We start from the raw sequence: 17,601 nt of genomic DNA, 5'->3' as shown, positions 1-17,601 counted from the left end.
TCCTCCTGTGCTTAATATTTTCTTTTACTGCTTATTTCATCGAAAAACTGCTTATAATTATCATAACGCCCCTTAGGAATTTTTCCTTCTTCAAGTGCAATTTTAACACTACACTGCGGTTCATGAATGTGAACACATCCTAAAAATCTGCAGGTATTTTTATATTCCTCAAACTCAGGATAATATTCCCTCAGTTCTTCCTTTTCCATCTCAGGAAGTCCCAAAGATGTAAATCCTGGTGTATCCATAAGATAGACCCCGTCACCTAACGAAAAAAGTTCTGAATGTCTGGTCGTATGCTTTCCTCTTTTTATTTTTTCACTTATCTCGCCTATCTCCATATCTGCTTTTGGAAACAGTACATTTATGAGCGATGATTTGCCGACACCTGAAGGACCTGCAAGCACAGAGGTCTTTCCTCTAAGACATTCTCCAAATTCTTTTATTCCCTCTCCTGTCACCGTACTTGTCATAAAAATTCTGCTGCCACATTTTCGATAATTGTCTGCAAGTTCTTCAAGATATTCTTCCTCGGCATCATCTTTTTTATTAAAGCAAATAACTGTTGCAATTCCCTGTGTCTTCATCATAAGTAAAAATCTGTCAAGAAGATTCAGGTTCGGCTTCGGAACCGAAGCAGAAAATATAACAATAGCCTGATCAACATTTGCTGCTGCAGGTCTTATTATCGTATTTTTTCTTGGCAATATATTTTCTATACTGCCAAGAAGTTTTTCCTTATCAAGTATTTCAACCTCAACATTGTCTCCAACCAAAGGCTTAACTTTTTTGTTTCTGAATATTCCTTTTGCCTTGCATTCAACAATGCCTATTGAATCTATATGAACATAATAAAATCCACCAATTCCTCTAATTATTTTTCCCTGCATTACTGCCTAACCTTTTTAAATTCTACATTGTATGAATTGCCTGTTGCAACATCTCCCTTGTATAAAGTTACGGTACCGTTATTTTCACTCCATCCCTTTATTGTAAATTTCTTAGGAAAATCGTCATATGAAAGTGTGCCCTTATATACTGTCTTCGACTTTCCATCCTGTTCGAGAACAAGTTTTATTACCTCAGGGTCATCATCTTCATAATCAAATGGATTTCCGCTTACCGTAACACTTCCTTCATAAGTGTAGTTTGGTACAGGTGTCGGTTTTGGTGTCACCTTTGGCTCAGTTTTCTTTGGTCCCATACTTACCGTATAATCGACAACCGTTCCGACAGGGACTTTTGTTCCTGCCTCTATAGCCTGCCCTACAACAATGCCTTTCGCATATTTATCTGAATATATATATGAAACATTTGTTGTATTTCCGGTAAGTCCTCTTGCAGTAAGTCTGTCAAGAGCAACTGCCTCTTTTATTCCAACAATATTCGGCATCGTGACATTGTCGCTCTCAGGTCCTTTGCTTATGATAAGCTTTACAGATGAATATTTCTTTACGCTTGAGCCTACTACAGGGTCAGTTCCACAGACAAGCCCTTTGTCAACCGTATCACTGTACTGTTTTACTGTACCGGAAACAGTGAGACCTAGTTCTTCAAGTTTCTGTTTGGCTGCTGCCTCCGTATATTTCACAAGGTCAGGTACTGTCACTCCGCTGTCTCCCTTGCTGTATTTGATTGTAACACGCGAATATTCTTCAACACTGCTTCCAGCCTCCGGATCCTGCTCCAAAACAGTATTTGGTGTCTCGTCGGATTCAACCGGGACAAGTCTCCATTTAAGTTTTTTCTCCTCAAGTATCTCCTGAGCTTCCTCAAGTGTACGATTTGAAATATTTGGAACATCAACCATACCCACCTGTGGCTCATCTGTAACTTCCGGCGTCTCCTCTACCGGAGCCTGCGTTGTAACTGATGGTGTATTCGTATCTTCCTTTATGCCCTTTCCCCACCATCCGCTTACTTTTCCGATTATCAAAAATATGACTATAATTATAACTGCCGCTACAACAATACTGCATATCTTTAATATTCTTTCTAACTTAGGGTCTATGGCATCATCGGACTGTTCCTGTTCAAGCTGCTCTTCCTGCGGTTCTTCAGGTGCATAATTTTCTTTTACTTTATCGTTTATATCTGACAGTTTTATTGTAGGTGAAAAATCATCCTCATCATCTACAATATTGACATAGTCTCCGTCAGGTTCGGATAATGACCTCTTCAAATCAGAAATAAGCGCTGCTGATGACATATATCTCATATCAGGCTTTTTCTGCATACATTTCTGTACAATCTTTGAGAGACTCAAAGGTATCGTTGCATCAAGTTCTTCAAGCGGTGTCGCTTCATTCTGAATATGAGCAAGTGCAACCGTCACTGTGCTCTCTCCCTCAAACGGCACTTTACCTGAAAGCATTTCATATAAAGTAACTCCAAGTGAATAAATATCACTTTTCTCGTCACTGTAACCGCCTCTCGCCTGTTCAGGACTTATATAGTGGACTGAACCCATAGCATTTGATGTAATCGTATTTGAAGTAGCAGCCTTTGCTATTCCAAAATCTGTTACTTTTACTTTTCCTTCTTTTGATATGATTATGTTCTGCGGTTTAATATCCCTGTGGATAATATGATTGTTGTGTGCCGCTTCCATACCCTGGGCAATCTGTATTCCAATTCCTACAGCCTCTTTTACATCGAGTTTTCCCTTCTTCTCAATAAACTTCTTGAGAGTTATGCCCTCAACAAGTTCCATTACTATATAGTAAAGACCATTGTCCTCTCCAACATCATATACATTTACAATATTCGGATGTGATAAACCGGCAACCGACTGTGCTTCTCCTCTGAATTTTGCCACAAATTTAGCATCACTGCTGTATTCCTGTTTCAATACTTTTATTGCAACATATCTATTCAAACGATGACATTTTGCTTTGTAAACATCTGCCATTCCACCCGAACCCACTCTGTCGATAATTTCATATCTATCACTAATCATCATTCCGGGATTAATCATACTTTCCTCCATTCTGCCTTACACGGCGGCTTTCTCATTCAACATCTTCTTATTCTATATCTGTACTAAAATGACCGTAATATTATCTTTTCCACCATTCTCGTTTGCCTTTTCCACAAGATTTTCCACTGCTTTCTCTATAGAACTGCTGTGACGTATTATGTATTCAATATCCTCATCCTCAACCATGTTTGTAAGACCGTCACTGCACATGAGTATTTTATCGTCAGGTTTTACATCTATCTCAAAATAGTCTGCATGAACAACCTCATCTATACCCAAGGCTCTTGTAATTATGTTTTTCTGCGGATGTATTCTCGCCTGACTCTCTGTAAGCTCACCTTTTTTGACCATTTCTTCTACCCATGAATGGTCCTTTGTTATCTGTTTTATATCGTCGTTTATAATATATAAACGTGAATCGCCTATATTGGCAATATATAATGTATCTTTCTGAAGTGTGCATGCAACCATAGTTGTACCCATGCCCTCATATTCAGCATTTGCTTTTGCTTCTTCCAATACACCTTTATTAGCTTCTGTAACAGCCTCTTCCAAAATCGTAACCGGAGTTATGCTCTTACTTTGTTCTACGGCATAAACAATTTTTTCGACACAAAGTCTTGAAGCATAGTCTCCCGCTTTGTGTCCTCCCATTCCATCCGCTACAATAAACAAATTCTGGAAACTACCAACTGAATTTTCATTACAGTAAACAGAATCCTGATTCATGGTTCGTTTGCTTCCAATATCAGTCTTTGAATATGCTTTCATCGTAGTTTCCTCCTTTTTCTTTATTCCTCAATTGTCCACAGGCAGCATCAATATCCCTGCCCATCTCTCTTCTTATAGTAACATTTGTGTGATTTTTTTCAAGTAGCAATTTAAAAGCCTGTATATCTGCTCCCTTTGAGCGCTGTCCCATTCTGCCCTCAACCGGATTTAACGGTATAAGGTTTATATGGCAGTTTAAACCTTTGACAAGATTTACAAGCTGCATGGCACATTCCCTGCTGTCATTCTTCCCTTCAACCATACTGTACTCAAATGTGATTCTTCTGCCGGTCTTATCCACATAATAACGGCATGCATCAATTATTTCCTCTATTGAATATCTGTTAGCAATAGGCATCATTTCCCGCCTGAGTTCATCATTCGGTGCATGAAGTGAAATCGCAATCGTGATTGTAAGTTTCTCATCTACAAGTTTTTTAAGTTTGTCGACAAGTCCGCAAGTTGACAACGTAATATTTCTCTGGCTTATATTTAACCCTTTATCGTCAGATAACATTCTGATAAATTTAACGACATTATCGTAATTGTCGAGCGGTTCTCCAATTCCCATCAAAATGACATTTGAAACCCTCTCGCCGGTACTTCGCTGAATTTCATATATCTGGTCAAGCATCTCAGAGGTTTTAAGGCTTCTTATAAGTCCTCCGACAGTCGATGCACAAAATCTGCAGCCCATACGGCAGCCCACCTGAGTTGATATACATACACTGTTTCCATGCTTATATTTCATAAGCACACTCTCGACTGTATTTCCGTCTGAAAGTCTCATTAGAAATTTTGCTGTTCCGTCAGATGAAACCTGTTTTTTTATAATTCTTGCACCTTCTATTGTACATGTATCAGCAAGCTTTTTTCTCATATCCTTTGAGAGATTGGTCATCTCATCAAAACTCAAAACAAGATTCTTGTGAATCCAGTCATATAACTGTTTACTTCTGAATTTTTTTTCACCCATGCTCTCTAAGAGTTCCTGCAATTCCATGAAGTCCAAACTCTTAATGTCAATTTTATCTTCTGCCAATATATCACCATCCTACTTCTTTATAAATGCTGCCACAAAAAAACCGTCTGTCTGTGCCATATCAGGCAAAATCTGTATATATGAATTGTCTGTCATATATTTTTTTAACTTTTCCGGCATTCTCTTTGAAATATCTGCTTTTTCAAAAGGCAGATTTTCAAGTATCCATTCTGCATTATCCTCATTTTCTTCTTTTGCTATTGTACATGTACTGTAAATGAGCTGTCCACCTTTTTTTAAATATCTGCTGACATTTTTTAATATCTCTTTTTGTATTTTTGAAAGTGAAGCAATATCTTCTCTTTTTGTTTTATATTTTATATCACATTTTTTACCGATTACTCCAAGTCCCGAACATGGGAGGTCTGCTATAATAATGTCTGCTGTATTTTCCCATTCTTTCTTATAGACAAGGGCATCATTTTTCACAACTGATATATTTCTAAAACCGTTTCTTTTAATATTATCACTTATAAGTTTAACTTTCTGCTCTGTAAGGTCACATGAAATGATATTTCCAATGCCTGATTTTTCTGCCGCATTTAATCTGTCCGCCGCATGAAGCGTCTTTCCTCCGGGTGCGGCACATATGTCAATTATATTTTCATCACCCTTGACAGAATAAACATGTCCCGCAAGTATCGAACTTTGATCCTGAACCTGTATATATCCATTGTTAAATGCATCTATATCTGTTATTTTATCAAATCCGTCTATATTAAATGCATAACCAAAAAGTTCACTTTTTTTAACCTGCATTCCCTGGCTTTCAAGCATCATAAATATTTCATCGGGAGTGCTTTTTGAAATATTGCATCTCACACTTATGCCCTTATCAGAACTTAGAAATCCCTCAAAAATATTTTCTGCACGTTTTTCTCCGTAACGGCTTCTTATATACTCGACAATCCATTCAGGCATTGAGTATTTAACAGAAGCATATTTGCAAAATCCGTTATTTTTTTCAGGAAACTTTATATTATCTTTTTCCCTTGAAATATTTCGCAAAACTCCATTTACAAATCCTTTTAGATTTGTAAATTTTCTTTTGTTTGCAAGTTTGACAGCTTCGTTGCATACAGCGCTGTCAGGAACGCTGTCCATATGCATTATCTGATACACCCCCATGCGCAGAATACCGCGTATTACGGGTTTCATTTTTCTGACTTTTGTCTTTGAAAAAAGATTTATAATATAATCAGATTGAACAGCATATTCTATAGTTCCCTGACAAAGTCTTGTAAAAAAAGCTCTGTCTCTTTTTTCAAGATCACCATGTTTTTCCAGTGCACCGTGTATCGCCTTGTCAGAATAATCACCCTTATCCATGACATCCACCACAACATCAAGTGCAAGATTTCTTACATTAATTTTATTAATGTAATTATTTTTATCAATGTTGTTAATCTTATTTATGTTATTAACTTCATCAGCCATTTAAAGCTTCCCCTTTTTCTACTTTATAACCACGAAGAAACGCTGATATCTCCATTCTTTTTTTACCTTCAAGCTGAACCTCTTTTACATCAAGGTATCCTTCTTCTGTACTTATAAGCATCTTATTTTTATCGACATATGCAATATGTCCCGGTTCTAAATCCGTCATATCATATTTTTGTACCTCTTCACCGCTTAAAACATCTGCTTCCCATATTTTAAGCATTTTTCCGTGAATATGAGTAAATGCACTCGGCCATGGATTCAAACCTCTTATAAGTCTCTCAATCTCTACGGCAGTCTTTGTAAAATCAATGTCTCCAGTTGCCTTACTCAACATTTTTGCGTAAGTATGTTTGGAATCATCTTGCTTTACAGGGTTTAATTTTCCCTCTTGTGCCTGTTCCAATACTTCAAGTATCATTGGACCGCCAAATGACGCAAGCTTATCAAAAAGACTTCCGCCTGTCTCTTTTTTGTCAAGCTTATATTTTTTCACAAGAAGCATATCTCCCGTGTCAAGACCTTCATCCATCTGCATGATGGTAACTCCGCTCTCCTCATCTCCATCTATTACAGACCATTGTATCGGAGCCGCTCCCCTTAGTTTCGGAAGTAACGATGCGTGAACGTTCATACATCCGTATTTAGGAAGTTCAAGTATCTCCTTAGGTAATATCTGTCCAAATGCAACGACAACGATAACATCAGGAGACAATTTTTCCAATATTTCAATAAACTTTCTGTCTCTGACTTTTTCAGGCTGATAAACCTGTAATCCTGCTTTGACGGCAGCCTCCTTTACAGGTGTAAACATCATCTTTCCACCGCGTCCCTTAGGTTTGTCCGGCTGTGTCACAACTCCTATTACATTATGCTCACTTTCTATCAGAGCATTTAATGTTCCAACTGCAAAATCAGGTGTTCCCATAAAAACTATATTCATACTTAACCTCTTTTCTGCATGTAGCTTTTCATATTTTGTGATGTCCAGGGTATTTTGAACCTTGCATCATTTTCTAACAGATTATCCCTATTCTTCCTCAGCGGATGCACTGACAAGTTCACCCTCAACTTTTGAGACATAGAGAACACCTGATAAATGGTCTATTTCGTGCTGTAGCGCTCTTGCAAGAAGTTCCTCTCCCTCAACTTCTATCTGAACCATATCCTCGTTTAATGCTCTTACCTTAGCATAGTTTGCTCTTGTAACTATACCGGCTTTTCCCGGCACGCTAAGACATCCCTCCTGTCCTGTCTGTGTTCCCGATAACTTGACAATCTCAGGATTTATAAGAACAATAGGCTGATTGCCTTCCTCACTTACATCTATAACAACTATCTGCTTTAACACACCTACCTGTGGTGCTGCAAGACCTACTCCCTGTGCTTCATACATAGTATCAAGCATATCCTCAATAAGAGTTTTTATTCTCGGTGTCATCTCCTTAACAGGTCTTGTATTCATTGTAAGTATTTCGTCACCAATTGTTCTAATCTGTCTTATTGCCATAATATTTTTATCCTCCATCTTATTTATATTATTTTTAATCTTTAATATACTTTAAAAGAAAAAATCAAATGCAGTTAAATTCAAAATTAAGCCGGCAATCTTTAAATGATTCCGTTTCTTGCATAAATTCTTCAAAACTGTTTTTTACTGAACATAATATCTTATAATCTGTACATTTCCCATAGACCATCCTGCGGTACACATCCTTTGCCTTTGCGATTGCGGCAGGCGTTGGTCCAAGAACGGTAACATCATGATATAATTTCATTTTATCTGCCAATATCTTTGCAAGATTATCCACACTGCTCTCATTTTCAGAAAGCACCAACACTCCTAGTATATTTGAAATCGGCGGATATTGCAACATTTCTCTTATAAGTATCTCCTGCTCATAGAAACTTTTATAATCATTTCGTGCCGCGCAGACTATACTGTAATGCTCTGGCTGATAAGTCTGTATAACGACCTCTCCCGGCTTATCTGCCCTGCCTGCCCTGCCGCATGCCTGTGTCGTAAGCTGGAAAGTTTTCTCTGCCGCAAGATAATCTCCAACATTCAACGAAAGGTCGGCAGCAAGTATTCCAACCAGTGTAACATTGGCAAAATCATGTCCCTTAACTATCATCTGCGTCCCTATAAGAATATCCGCATCTCCGCCTGAATATTTTTTAAGTATATCCTGATGGGCATTTTTTCCTGTTGTCGTATCTGCATCCATTCTAAGAACCTTTGCCGCCGAAAATCTTTTTTTGACCATCTGTTCCACCTGTTCTGTTCCTATCCCAAAACTGCTAATATACGGCGAACCACACTCCGGACACTTATCAGGCATAGGCATTTTGTAACCGCAGTAATGACACATCAGATATGACACTCTGTCTCCCGCCATATGTGGTTTTAATGCCACTGAACAGTGCGGACATCCTACCACTTCGCCACACTGTCTGCAGGAGACAAATCCTGCAAATCCACGCCTGTTCAAAAAGAGCATAATCTGCTCTTTCTTCTCAAGCCTGTCACGCATGAGTTCATCAAGTTTTCTGCTGAAAATTGAATAATTTCTTGCTTTTAATTCTTCTCTTAGGTCTTCTATATAAATTTTAGGATAAACAGCATTTCCGGCTCTCTCATTAAGTTCAAACAATCTGTATTCGCCTTTCAGTGCCTTGTAATACGAGTCAACTGAAGGAGTTGCTGAACCCAGGACAACACTTGCTCCGACCATCTTTGCTCTCTGTATTGCTACCTCTCTTGCATGATACTTAGGCGGCATCTCGCTCTGATAACTCGTATCGTGTTCCTCATCAATCACAATAAGACCAAGATTTTCAAAAGGTGTAAACAATGCTGACCTAGGACCTATCATAACATCTATCTCACCTTTTTTCGCCCTTGTATACTGGTCAAATCTCTCTCCAGCCGACAGCTTTGAATGCATTACTGATATTCTGTTTCCAAATCTTTTATAGAATCTGTTGACCATCTGAAATGTAAGCGAAATTTCCGGAATAAGCACTATGACCTGTTTTCCAAGACAGACAACTTTCTCAACAATATTCATGTATACTTCTGTCTTGCCGCTTCCCGTTATGCCATGTATAAGATATGTCCCTCTTACATCTGTTATATAATCATTTAGTATTGCATCGACAATGTGTTTCTGTCCGCTGTTTAAAACAGGTCTTGTCTCAGGTGTATCGCTAACGGCATTGACAGGATTTCTGTATTGCTGCATTGCATCAACCGTAATTATTTTCAGTTTTCTGAGTCCATCTATAACACCGGCTGTAAGATTAAGTTTTTTTGTTATATAAGAATAATCAAGACCTGCATTATATGTTTCTTTGTCCATTTTAAGAAATTCATCAAGAAGCCTTACCCTCGCACTATTGTGTTTTTTCTCAAATTCGTCTCTTTTAATCTTCATGTTTTCCATATCAACAGCCGGATATATTATTCTTTTAACCTGTTCTTTAACCTCTTTTTTTACAGGCATAACCGACTTAATGGCATCATTCATTGTTGAGCCGTAATTTTCTTTTATCCAATAAGCAAGGGAAAGCAGGTGTGATTCTACAACCACTCCCTGCTTCATTATTTCAAGTATGCTTTTCGTTTTAGATATATCAAATTTAGCTTCACCAGAAAGTCCTACAACATATCCCGTCATTGTCCTGTTTCCCATTCCAAACGGAATTTTCACAACGGAACCTATGTCAATATCAAACTCCATCTCCTCAGGCACGATATATTGAAACGGTCTGTCAAGGCTTTTGACTGATATATCTACTATCACATCAGCAAATATCATTTCTTTCCCCTAATTTTATGTTTATTTGATGTAAACACCATTATTTAATAAAATTACCATCTTTAACAACATCAGCAATAAGTTCTCTTTCGTCCATATGATGTTTCTTTCCTTTTATCTCCTGGTAATCCTCATGTCCCTTTCCTGCAAGCACGATAACATCACCCTCTTTTGCATTTTCAATCGCATATCTTATCGCCTCTGCCCTGTCAATAATCGTGATAAATTCGCCATCTGCTTTCTTAACGCCTGTCACAATATCATCGATGATTGCCTGTGGCTCTTCATTTCTCGGATTATCAGATGTGACAATAGTAAAATCCGCAAGTTTAGAAGATACCTCACCCATCTCAAAACGGCGTTCTCTCGAACGGTTTCCGCCGCATCCAAACAGACATACAAGTCTCTTTGGTGAATACTCTTTAAGTGTTGTAAGCAGACTGTTGAGACTCATGGCATTATGCGCATAATCTATCATAATAGTAAACTTTGAAGATACAGGTATTATCTCAACTCTTCCCTTTACTCTTACCTTTGAAAGTGAATCAAGTATAACGCTTTCTCTCACTCCAAAATGTCTGCATATTGAAATCGCCGTCATGGAATTGTATACGCTGAACTTCCCCGGAATATCAATCTCAACATCCATATCCATAAGACCGCTCATGTGATATGCAACACCAAGAGTTCCTCCTTTATCCATAAGATGAACATCTGACGCTTTTATGTCAGCATTTTCAGAAAATCCGTAAGTTTCAACCTCACAGGTATGACCTTCAAGAATTTTTTCAAGATGACTGTCATCCGCATTGAAAATACCATGCTTACACTGCTTAAAAAGCAAGCTCTTACAGTGAATATAATCATCAAGGTCTTTATGTTCATTAGGTCCTATGTGATCCGGCTCAAGATTTGTAAATATACCGTAATCAAATACAAATCCGCCTACTCTGTCAAGCATAAGTGCCTGTGATGAAACCTCCATGACAACACATTTGCAGCCTGCGTCAACCATTTTTCTGAAATATTGCTGTACAATGTATGACTCCGGCGTGGTATTCGCCGATGGTATAACCTCGTCTCCTATTATGCTCTCAATAGTTCCGATAAGACCTGTCTTAATACCTGATTCCTCTAATATCGAACGAACCATATATGTCGAAGTTGTCTTTCCCTTTGTTCCTGTAATTCCGATGGTTGTAAGCTCATTTGCAGGATTGCCAAAATATGCAGCTGATGAAACAGCTAAAGCAAGTCTTGTATTCTTTACTTTTATAACCGTAACATCACCTGATACCTCAACATCCTTTTCAACAATCAGTGCCTTTGCGCCCGACTTTACAACATCCTCTGCAAAATCATGTCCGTCTCTCACGGCACCGCTTATACATACAAAAACACTTCCCTGCTCCACCTTTCGTGAATCATACACAAGTGTTGTAACATCAATGTCTGTACTTCCCTGTACACACTCAAAATCCAAATCTTTCACCAAATCTAAAAGTTTCATTTATGTTCTCCATTTCCATACAGCTTTTTAAGCACATTTTTTATGATGATGCCACGGATTGCTCCACTGCATCATTTTATATTTTTATAGTTCTATAGTTCCTTCAAATGCAATCACTGCCGGCCCTGTCATCCAAACTGTATCGTTTTCTCTGTCATACTTTATAAACAAATCTCCGCCGAGCAGATGAACAGTAACCTCATCATCAGTAAGACCATTTAAGACACACGCAACAACTGTCGCACATGTTCCGGTACCGCATGCAAGTGTCTCGCCTGAACCTCGCTCCCACACACGCATATTTACCTCATGTCTGTTTAATACCTGAACAAATTCCGTATTTACCCTGTCCGGAAACATAGGATGATTTTCAACCTTCGGACCGATTTTCTCAATTGGAAATGTCTTTACATCTTCATCAATAAATGTAACTGCATGTGGATTTCCCATAGAAACGCATGTGATTTTGTAGTCTTTCCCGTCAACATTTATATCTGAATCTATACATTTTTCAGTATCAACATCAACAGGAATATCCTTTGCCTTAAGAATAGGTGCACCCATATTTACTTTTACGAGTGAAACTTTTCCGTCCTCTACGGTAAGTTCAAGTTCCTTAATCCCACTCTTTGTCTCAATCGAAATATTTTTCTTATCTGTAAGACCTTTATCGTAAACATATTTTGCAACACATCTTATTCCATTACCACACATCGCTCCCTCTGAACCGTCAGCATTGTACATAGCCATCCTAAAATCCGCAGTCTCAGATGAGCATATTAAAATAAGTCCGTCAGAACCAATTCCAAAATGTCTGTCACTGACATATTTTGAAACCTCACTTGGATTTTCTATCATTTCATTTGTGCAATCTACATAAACATAATCATTGCCACATCCATGCATTTTTGTAAATTTCATATTCATAAATGTCCTCCAACAAAATATTATATTTCATATTATGATTATATTAAAATAATTCACGCAACTTGTAAACACACAAAATCCGATTTGCAGTATGTATGCTGATATCCTGGTTACTGCCATTCATATATCTATCACTTTGATATTGCAAATGCATTGCCCCAATTGCCGTATATCTTTTTGCCATTCTTCTTAGTATATGCGCGCATCCTAATAAAACATTTTTTATATGACTTTTTTAATGTAATTGTAGTTTTTGATACTTTGGATGATACCAATTTCTTTTTTACATTTTTCTTAAATTTTGAATCTGTTGAATAGCGCACTTCATACCCTGATGCATTATTAACCTTTTTGAAATAAACCGTCACTTTATTCTTTTTAACATTCGCATTTTTAATCTTAACTTCTGTCGGCTTTGATATTTTTCCAAGCTCGAAGAAATTAACAGAATAGCTTACATCTTTTCCATCACCAAGTCCTGTTATACTTACATTATATACATCGCCGGCCTCGTAATCCTGCTCCAAAATACTCTACAGGCATATTTTGTGCCGGTCATGCAACACCGTACTCAGCTGCTTTGCTGTTTTTAGTATCAAAAGCATACACTGCACTGTATGTTCCTCTATTTCCTGATACCGCACCAAATCCCGTGTACTTCATTTTTGGATTTATAAGCCATCTCCTATGTCCTACCCGGTCAATATTATAATCATCTCCATCTTCCATCCAGCTGTCTACAATAGTCCAGTTCATGCTGCAGCCTTTCCACGATGCCCACGCAATATTGCTGTTGACGCACTTGTATCATCGGCTCTCACATAACTGCTCCCCAGTGTTATGCATAAAGCCATTGTCAAAATAATACTCACTCTTTTTTTCACTTTTGTTTTCATATTATTTTTCCTCCTTTTCGTATCTTTTTGCTGTATTAAATAACCATTTTTTCAACGCATGTATAGTAATTACAGTATATCTGACTTTCCCGTAAAAGTAAAACAATTTATGGTATTATCCTTGTTAAATTTCGACTATATGGTACAATAAATGCATAAGCATTTATATTAAAAGTTTCTAACAGAGCTTTGTTATGTACAAAAGACATGCACAAATTTATGATATAATTTTAGAAATGAGGAAACAATGAGACACAAAATAGTTCTGATGACAGGTGGTACAGAAACACTTGAATTTTTTTCACTCCAGCTAAAAAAAGGCTTTGAGGCTCTAGGTTACAAAATTTTTATATTCGACCAGACTGTCGAAGAGGAAAGTGCCGAAAAATTATATGATTTTGCTACGCCATATGACACTATACTTGTCACGTTCAACTTTGACGGAATACATTACGAAACATCTCTTTTTAATATGAACGGTGTATCCATATGGGATGAGAGAAAAATCCCTTGTGTAAATATTGCTGTAGACCATCCTTATTTTTATCCTGAACTTTTCGACATTCACCCCGATATTTTTTACGAAGTCTCCATAGACAGATTTCATGATAAATACATGAAAAAATTCTATCCTAAACTGATGAGAGGTCCGTTTATTCCTCTAGGTGGAACGTCTCTTTATCCTGACGGAAATTTCAAAACTATAGACGAACGCAAATATGATATATGCTTTACCGGAAATTACACACCGCCTGAAACTTTTGACGGTGCAATAAACAGGCTTGGCGATGAGTATGCAATGTTTTATCTTGAAATAATACATGACCTTATCACAAATCCTGACAAACCTGATGACATTGCAATGGAAGAACATCTAAAGAAAGCAATTCCCGGCATTACGCGCGAAGAAGTAAAAACTGCCATTCCGAATATGATTTTCATAGATACATATATAAGGTGCTATTTCAGAGGTGAAGTTGTAAAGACATTGGCAGATGCCGGCTTTAAAATACACTGCGTCGGACAGGGTTATGAAAAACTCCGCTGTAAACATCCCGAAAATATTGATATGGACCCGGCACAGCTCTCATACGGATGCCTTGAAGCTCTTGCCGACAGTAAACTTTCATTAAATGTCATGCCTTGGTTTAAAGACGGTGCACACGACAGAATATTTAATTCAATGTGCAACGGAGCCGTCTGTATAACAGACCACAGTAAATATCTTGACGAAATACTTACCCCGGATGAAAATATTCTCTTTTACGACTTAAAACATATGGATAAACTGCCCGATATTTTCGCAGAGGCATTAAATGATACTAAAAAACTTGAAAGAATACAGAAAAACGCATTTGAATTTGCAAATACAGAACACACCTGGATTGCACGAGCAAAACAGTTACACAACGAACTTTTAAAATACTTATAAAATATCATAAAATATTTTCAGGCATTTACGAAAACGCTCATGTATTTTCGCAAATGCCTGTCATTATTTGATACCGTTTCAAATAATAAATTGCATTATTAATATTGACAATATATAAAAATTACAGTATTATTATGCCCGTTGTTATACCAGCTATTTAGCAAAATGTCAATGATACAGTACACTATTTTTAACACATATAATACTGAAAATTTTTAAGTGGATTTTTCCTGTACAATCATCTTTTCGCCACGCATTTTTTAATGCGTGCTTTTTTTGTATTATTTATTATCTTTTATTTTTTACACTGCATTATTTGTATTATTTTAATTTTGTACTGTTTTACTTACGTACATTATTTTTTATATTACTTCAATAAGAAATTTTACTATACACAACATATCATGAGGTACTAAATGAACAACAATGATTTTATGAAAACAAAACCGGTTCTGCCGCTTATTTTATCAATGTCATTGCCAATGGTAATCTCAATGCTTGTAAATTCTCTTTACAATATTGTTGACAGTTTCTTCGTTGCAAAAATAAGCGAAAATGCCATGACTGCACTCTCACTTGTCTTTCCTGTCCAGAACTTTATCAATGCCATAGCAATAGGCTTTGGTGTAGGTATCAATGCTGTAATATCATATTTTCTAGGTGCCAAAAACAAAGAAAAAGCCGACAATGCAGCATCCCTTGGTATGTTTTTCTCCATTATACACGGAGTTTTACTCACATTTATATGTAACCTTATCATCCCTCGGTTTTTAGGAATGTTCACATCTGATAAAGATATTATAAATCTGGGATTAAGATATTCACATATTGTTTTTTCATTTTCAATATTTATATGTATAAGTCTTGTTTTTGAAAAAGTAATTCAGGCAGTAGGAAAAATGACATTCACAATGATAAGCCTTATGTTCGGTTGTATAGTAAACATTGTACTTGACCCCATCCTCATTTTTGGAGTCGGTTCGTTTAAAGGGCTTGGAATAAGCGGTGCCGCACTTGCTACAGCAATAGGACAAATCTCAACTTTTTTACTTTATATTTTCATCTATACAAAATATGATATAGGAATAAAATTCAATATCAAAAATTTTAATTTTGATTTTCAGATAGTAAAGAAACTGTATGCTGTAGGCATTCCTGCTACATTGAACATGGCACTCCCATCGGTGCTGACATCCGCACTCAACGCCATACTGACTTCATTTTCCGGAATGTATGTAGTAATCTTAGGCATATATTATAAATTACAGACATTTCTTTATCTTCCGGCAAACGGACTGATTCAGGGAATGCGTCCTATAATAGGTTACAATTATGGTGCCGGCGAAAAAAAACGTGTTCATAAAATATACAATACATCACTTATTTTAAGCAGCACGATAATGATATTCGGAACAATCATATGCCTTATATTCCCTGACAAGCTTATGAGTCTGTTTACGGCAAATGAAGCAACCGTAAAAGCCGGTGAGACAGCACTTCGCATCATATGCTTAGGTTTCATCATTTCCACAATATCCGTCACAGCCTCAGGTGCTTTAGAAGGACTCGGCATGGGTATAGAATCTCTTTTAATTTCACTTTTCAGATATGTAGTAATAATAATACCTGCTTCATTTATATTAAGCAGATTTATAGGTGCTTATGGTGTCTGGCATGCATTTTGGATTACAGAGACTGTTACTGCACTATTTAGCTATATTATGGCAAGAAAGATATTAAACAGAATGCCTTAGATTAGGGATGTAACTGTTTAAACACACCTTTCGGTGTAATAATCTAACGTATAAATATAAAGAGGCTGTCGCATCAAACCTTAAAAATTGTTAATGCGACAGTCTCTTTATGTTAGATAGTCCATCTTTTATGTTTTTTGTTTTAATTTTTCTATTTTGTATCTGTATTTTCGCATTTTTACAGACAAGCTGCTGATATTTTCTTGATAATCTCTTTTACATACTCTTCAGATTTTGACACTTTTTTGGCTATATCAGGTACTGACATATTACAATCAGTATATAAAGTCTCTATCCTGCCTCGTTCTATTCCCTGCTCTATTCCCTTTTTCATCGCCTGTTCTTCATTTGCCTTTATCTCATCCTTAAAAAATTCTTTTAATACCTCATTCATAATTCCTGTCCCTCCATTCTTTATACTGTCAAACAATTCCTGGTTTGATGATACCATTATTCCCAGTAATGAATTTATGCAAGCTTTTTCAAAAGGCTCATGCAGTTCAAATGCTTCATCAAAAAAATTATCTACTGTATCTCTTTTTAGCCCCCTTTTCAAAATCTTTAAAAATATATGTTCTTTTTCTCCTGCTTTTTAGGAAAATAATAACATCATTTAACTATTACTGCAACGGTTCTTTTTAATGTTTTTTTCTAATCTAACAACCACCGGCTTAGCCGGTGGTTTGCTTTGCGGCCTATAAGGCCTCTTTGCCGGCGTCTGAGTCTAAAGACTCGCCGAAAGGTCTGCCCACCGCAACATCAGTTACTTACTTAAGCCCCCTGGGCTTATTATTAATTGTTTCTCTTTACTGGCTCACCCGTGAACGGGTCAACATACTCTTTGATTGTCATCTAGTCATATTCCAAATCTTCTTGTAATTGATTTCGAATATATTCTTCTATTTTCTTTGCATTTTTTCCTGCTGTATCAACATAATATCCTCTACACCAGAAATGTCTATTTCCATATTTATATTTTAAATTTGCATGTCTCTCAAATATCATCAATGTACTTTTTCCCTTTAGAT

General features: G+C 36.9%; 17 protein-coding genes. 2 read left to right on the top strand and 15 right to left on the bottom strand.

The genetic code is table 11. The features are described 5' to 3' along the window. Positions 1–11 precede the first annotated feature (11 nt). The 13 genes from rsgA to ACZLXV_RS10255 form a co-directional block, all read right to left on the bottom strand. The gene (gene rsgA, locus ACZLXV_RS10315; protein WP_022224853.1) at positions 12–890 is read right to left on the bottom strand and encodes a ribosome small subunit-dependent GTPase A; all 879 of its coding nucleotides are present in this window, start codon (positions 888–890) and stop codon (positions 12–14) included. Beyond that, positions 890–2,977: a Stk1 family PASTA domain-containing Ser/Thr kinase gene (gene pknB, locus ACZLXV_RS10310; protein WP_367336350.1), complete on the bottom strand. Its 2,088-nt coding sequence runs from the start codon at positions 2,975–2,977 to the stop codon at positions 890–892. The genes rsgA and pknB overlap by 1 nt, the downstream gene beginning before the upstream one ends. Before the next feature lie 54 nt (positions 2,978–3,031). Continuing rightward, positions 3,032–3,751, bottom strand: a complete 720-nt coding sequence (locus ACZLXV_RS10305) for a Stp1/IreP family PP2C-type Ser/Thr phosphatase (RefSeq protein WP_022224851.1) — start codon at positions 3,749–3,751, stop codon at positions 3,032–3,034. Then, complete coding sequence (gene rlmN, locus ACZLXV_RS10300; protein WP_482383351.1) at positions 3,729–4,793, bottom strand: dual-specificity RNA methyltransferase RlmN; 1,065 nt, start codon at positions 4,791–4,793, stop codon at positions 3,729–3,731. The genes ACZLXV_RS10305 and rlmN overlap by 23 nt, the downstream gene beginning before the upstream one ends. Before the next feature lie 12 nt (positions 4,794–4,805). Beyond that, positions 4,806–6,230, bottom strand: a complete 1,425-nt coding sequence (gene rsmB / locus ACZLXV_RS10295; RefSeq protein ID WP_482383350.1) for a 16S rRNA (cytosine(967)-C(5))-methyltransferase RsmB — start codon at positions 6,228–6,230, stop codon at positions 4,806–4,808. Beyond that, the gene (gene fmt / locus ACZLXV_RS10290; RefSeq protein WP_482383349.1) at positions 6,223–7,176 is read right to left on the bottom strand and encodes a methionyl-tRNA formyltransferase; all 954 of its coding nucleotides are present in this window, start codon (positions 7,174–7,176) and stop codon (positions 6,223–6,225) included. Before fmt ends, rsmB begins: the two co-directional genes overlap by 8 nt. Positions 7,177–7,263: 87 nt before the next feature. Further along, a complete protein-coding gene (def, locus tag ACZLXV_RS10285; protein ID WP_022224847.1) occupies positions 7,264–7,743 on the bottom strand; it encodes a peptide deformylase in 480 nt (159 codons plus the stop codon). 64 nt (positions 7,744–7,807) lie between these two features. Next, the gene (gene priA / locus ACZLXV_RS10280) at positions 7,808–10,054 is read right to left on the bottom strand and encodes a replication restart helicase PriA (RefSeq protein ID WP_482383348.1); all 2,247 of its coding nucleotides are present in this window, start codon (positions 10,052–10,054) and stop codon (positions 7,808–7,810) included. A 40-nt stretch (positions 10,055–10,094) separates the two neighbouring features. After that, positions 10,095–11,564, bottom strand: coding sequence for a UDP-N-acetylmuramoyl-L-alanyl-D-glutamate--2,6-diaminopimelate ligase (locus ACZLXV_RS10275; RefSeq protein ID WP_482383347.1), 1,470 nt, complete (start codon positions 11,562–11,564; stop codon positions 10,095–10,097). Between the two features lie 84 nt (positions 11,565–11,648). Beyond that, positions 11,649–12,485, bottom strand: a complete 837-nt coding sequence (gene dapF, locus ACZLXV_RS10270; protein ID WP_482383383.1) for a diaminopimelate epimerase — start codon at positions 12,483–12,485, stop codon at positions 11,649–11,651. A gap of 137 nt (positions 12,486–12,622) precedes the next feature. Next, complete coding sequence (locus ACZLXV_RS10265; RefSeq protein ID WP_482383346.1) at positions 12,623–13,018, bottom strand: hypothetical protein; 396 nt, start codon at positions 13,016–13,018, stop codon at positions 12,623–12,625. A gap of 28 nt (positions 13,019–13,046) precedes the next feature. Beyond that, entirely contained in the window at positions 13,047–13,247 is a 201-nt protein-coding gene (locus tag ACZLXV_RS10260) for a CAP domain-containing protein (RefSeq protein ID WP_482383345.1), read from the bottom strand. Further along, positions 13,244–13,387: a hypothetical protein gene (locus ACZLXV_RS10255; protein ID WP_482383344.1), complete on the bottom strand. Its 144-nt coding sequence runs from the start codon at positions 13,385–13,387 to the stop codon at positions 13,244–13,246. Before ACZLXV_RS10255 ends, ACZLXV_RS10260 begins: the two co-directional genes overlap by 4 nt. A gap of 247 nt (positions 13,388–13,634) precedes the next feature. Between ACZLXV_RS10255 and ACZLXV_RS10250 the strand changes: the two genes are divergently transcribed. Both ACZLXV_RS10250 and ACZLXV_RS10245 read left to right on the top strand, forming a co-directional pair. After that, positions 13,635–14,819 carry a glycosyltransferase family protein gene (locus ACZLXV_RS10250; RefSeq protein ID WP_482383343.1) on the top strand — a complete coding sequence of 395 codons (1,185 nt, stop codon included), beginning with the start codon at positions 13,635–13,637 and terminating at the stop codon, positions 14,817–14,819. A gap of 416 nt (positions 14,820–15,235) precedes the next feature. Continuing rightward, positions 15,236–16,573 (top strand): MATE family efflux transporter, encoded by a 1,338-nt coding sequence (locus ACZLXV_RS10245; RefSeq protein ID WP_482383342.1) that lies wholly within the window; start codon positions 15,236–15,238, stop codon positions 16,571–16,573. A gap of 178 nt (positions 16,574–16,751) precedes the next feature. On the opposite strand, the gene ACZLXV_RS10240 is transcribed toward ACZLXV_RS10245, so the two are convergent. After that, a complete protein-coding gene (locus ACZLXV_RS10240) occupies positions 16,752–16,967 on the bottom strand; it encodes a hypothetical protein (protein ID WP_482383341.1) in 216 nt (71 codons plus the stop codon). 458 nt (positions 16,968–17,425) lie between these two features. Beyond that, on the bottom strand, positions 17,426–17,601 hold a 176-nt coding region (locus ACZLXV_RS10235; RefSeq protein WP_482383382.1), incomplete at its 5' end, for a transposase.

It is taken from the genome of Butyribacter sp. (assembly GCF_056818865.1).
This window is presented reverse-complemented; position numbering and strand designations above follow the sequence as displayed.

Excerpts from the sequence above, each read along its gene's own strand:
- rsgA (WP_022224853.1), bottom strand. The coding sequence starts at position 890 with ATGCAGGGAAAAATAATTAGAGGAATTGGTGGATTTTATTATGTTCAT.
- pknB (WP_367336350.1), bottom strand. The coding sequence starts at position 2,977 with ATGATTAATCCCGGAATGATGATTAGTGATAGATATGAAATTATCGAC.
- ACZLXV_RS10305 (WP_022224851.1), bottom strand. The coding sequence starts at position 3,751 with ATGAAAGCATATTCAAAGACTGATATTGGAAGCAAACGAACCATGAAT.
- rsmB (WP_482383350.1), bottom strand. The coding sequence starts at position 6,230 with ATGGCTGATGAAGTTAATAACATAAATAAGATTAACAACATTGATAAA.
- fmt (WP_482383349.1), bottom strand. The coding sequence starts at position 7,176 with ATGAATATAGTTTTTATGGGAACACCTGATTTTGCAGTTGGAACATTA.
- def (WP_022224847.1), bottom strand. The coding sequence starts at position 7,743 with ATGGCAATAAGACAGATTAGAACAATTGGTGACGAAATACTTACAATG.
- priA (WP_482383348.1), bottom strand. The coding sequence starts at position 10,054 with ATGATATTTGCTGATGTGATAGTAGATATATCAGTCAAAAGCCTTGAC.
- ACZLXV_RS10275 (WP_482383347.1), bottom strand. The coding sequence starts at position 11,564 with ATGAAACTTTTAGATTTGGTGAAAGATTTGGATTTTGAGTGTGTACAG.
- dapF (WP_482383383.1), bottom strand. The coding sequence starts at position 12,485 with ATGAAATTTACAAAAATGCATGGATGTGGCAATGATTATGTTTATGTA.
- ACZLXV_RS10260 (WP_482383345.1), bottom strand. The coding sequence starts at position 13,247 with ATGAACTGGACTATTGTAGACAGCTGGATGGAAGATGGAGATGATTAT.
- ACZLXV_RS10255 (WP_482383344.1), bottom strand. The coding sequence starts at position 13,387 with ATGAAAACAAAAGTGAAAAAAAGAGTGAGTATTATTTTGACAATGGCT.
- ACZLXV_RS10250 (WP_482383343.1), top strand. The coding sequence starts at position 13,635 with ATGAGACACAAAATAGTTCTGATGACAGGTGGTACAGAAACACTTGAA.
- ACZLXV_RS10245 (WP_482383342.1), top strand. The coding sequence starts at position 15,236 with ATGAACAACAATGATTTTATGAAAACAAAACCGGTTCTGCCGCTTATT.
- ACZLXV_RS10240 (WP_482383341.1), bottom strand. The coding sequence starts at position 16,967 with ATGAATGAGGTATTAAAAGAATTTTTTAAGGATGAGATAAAGGCAAAT.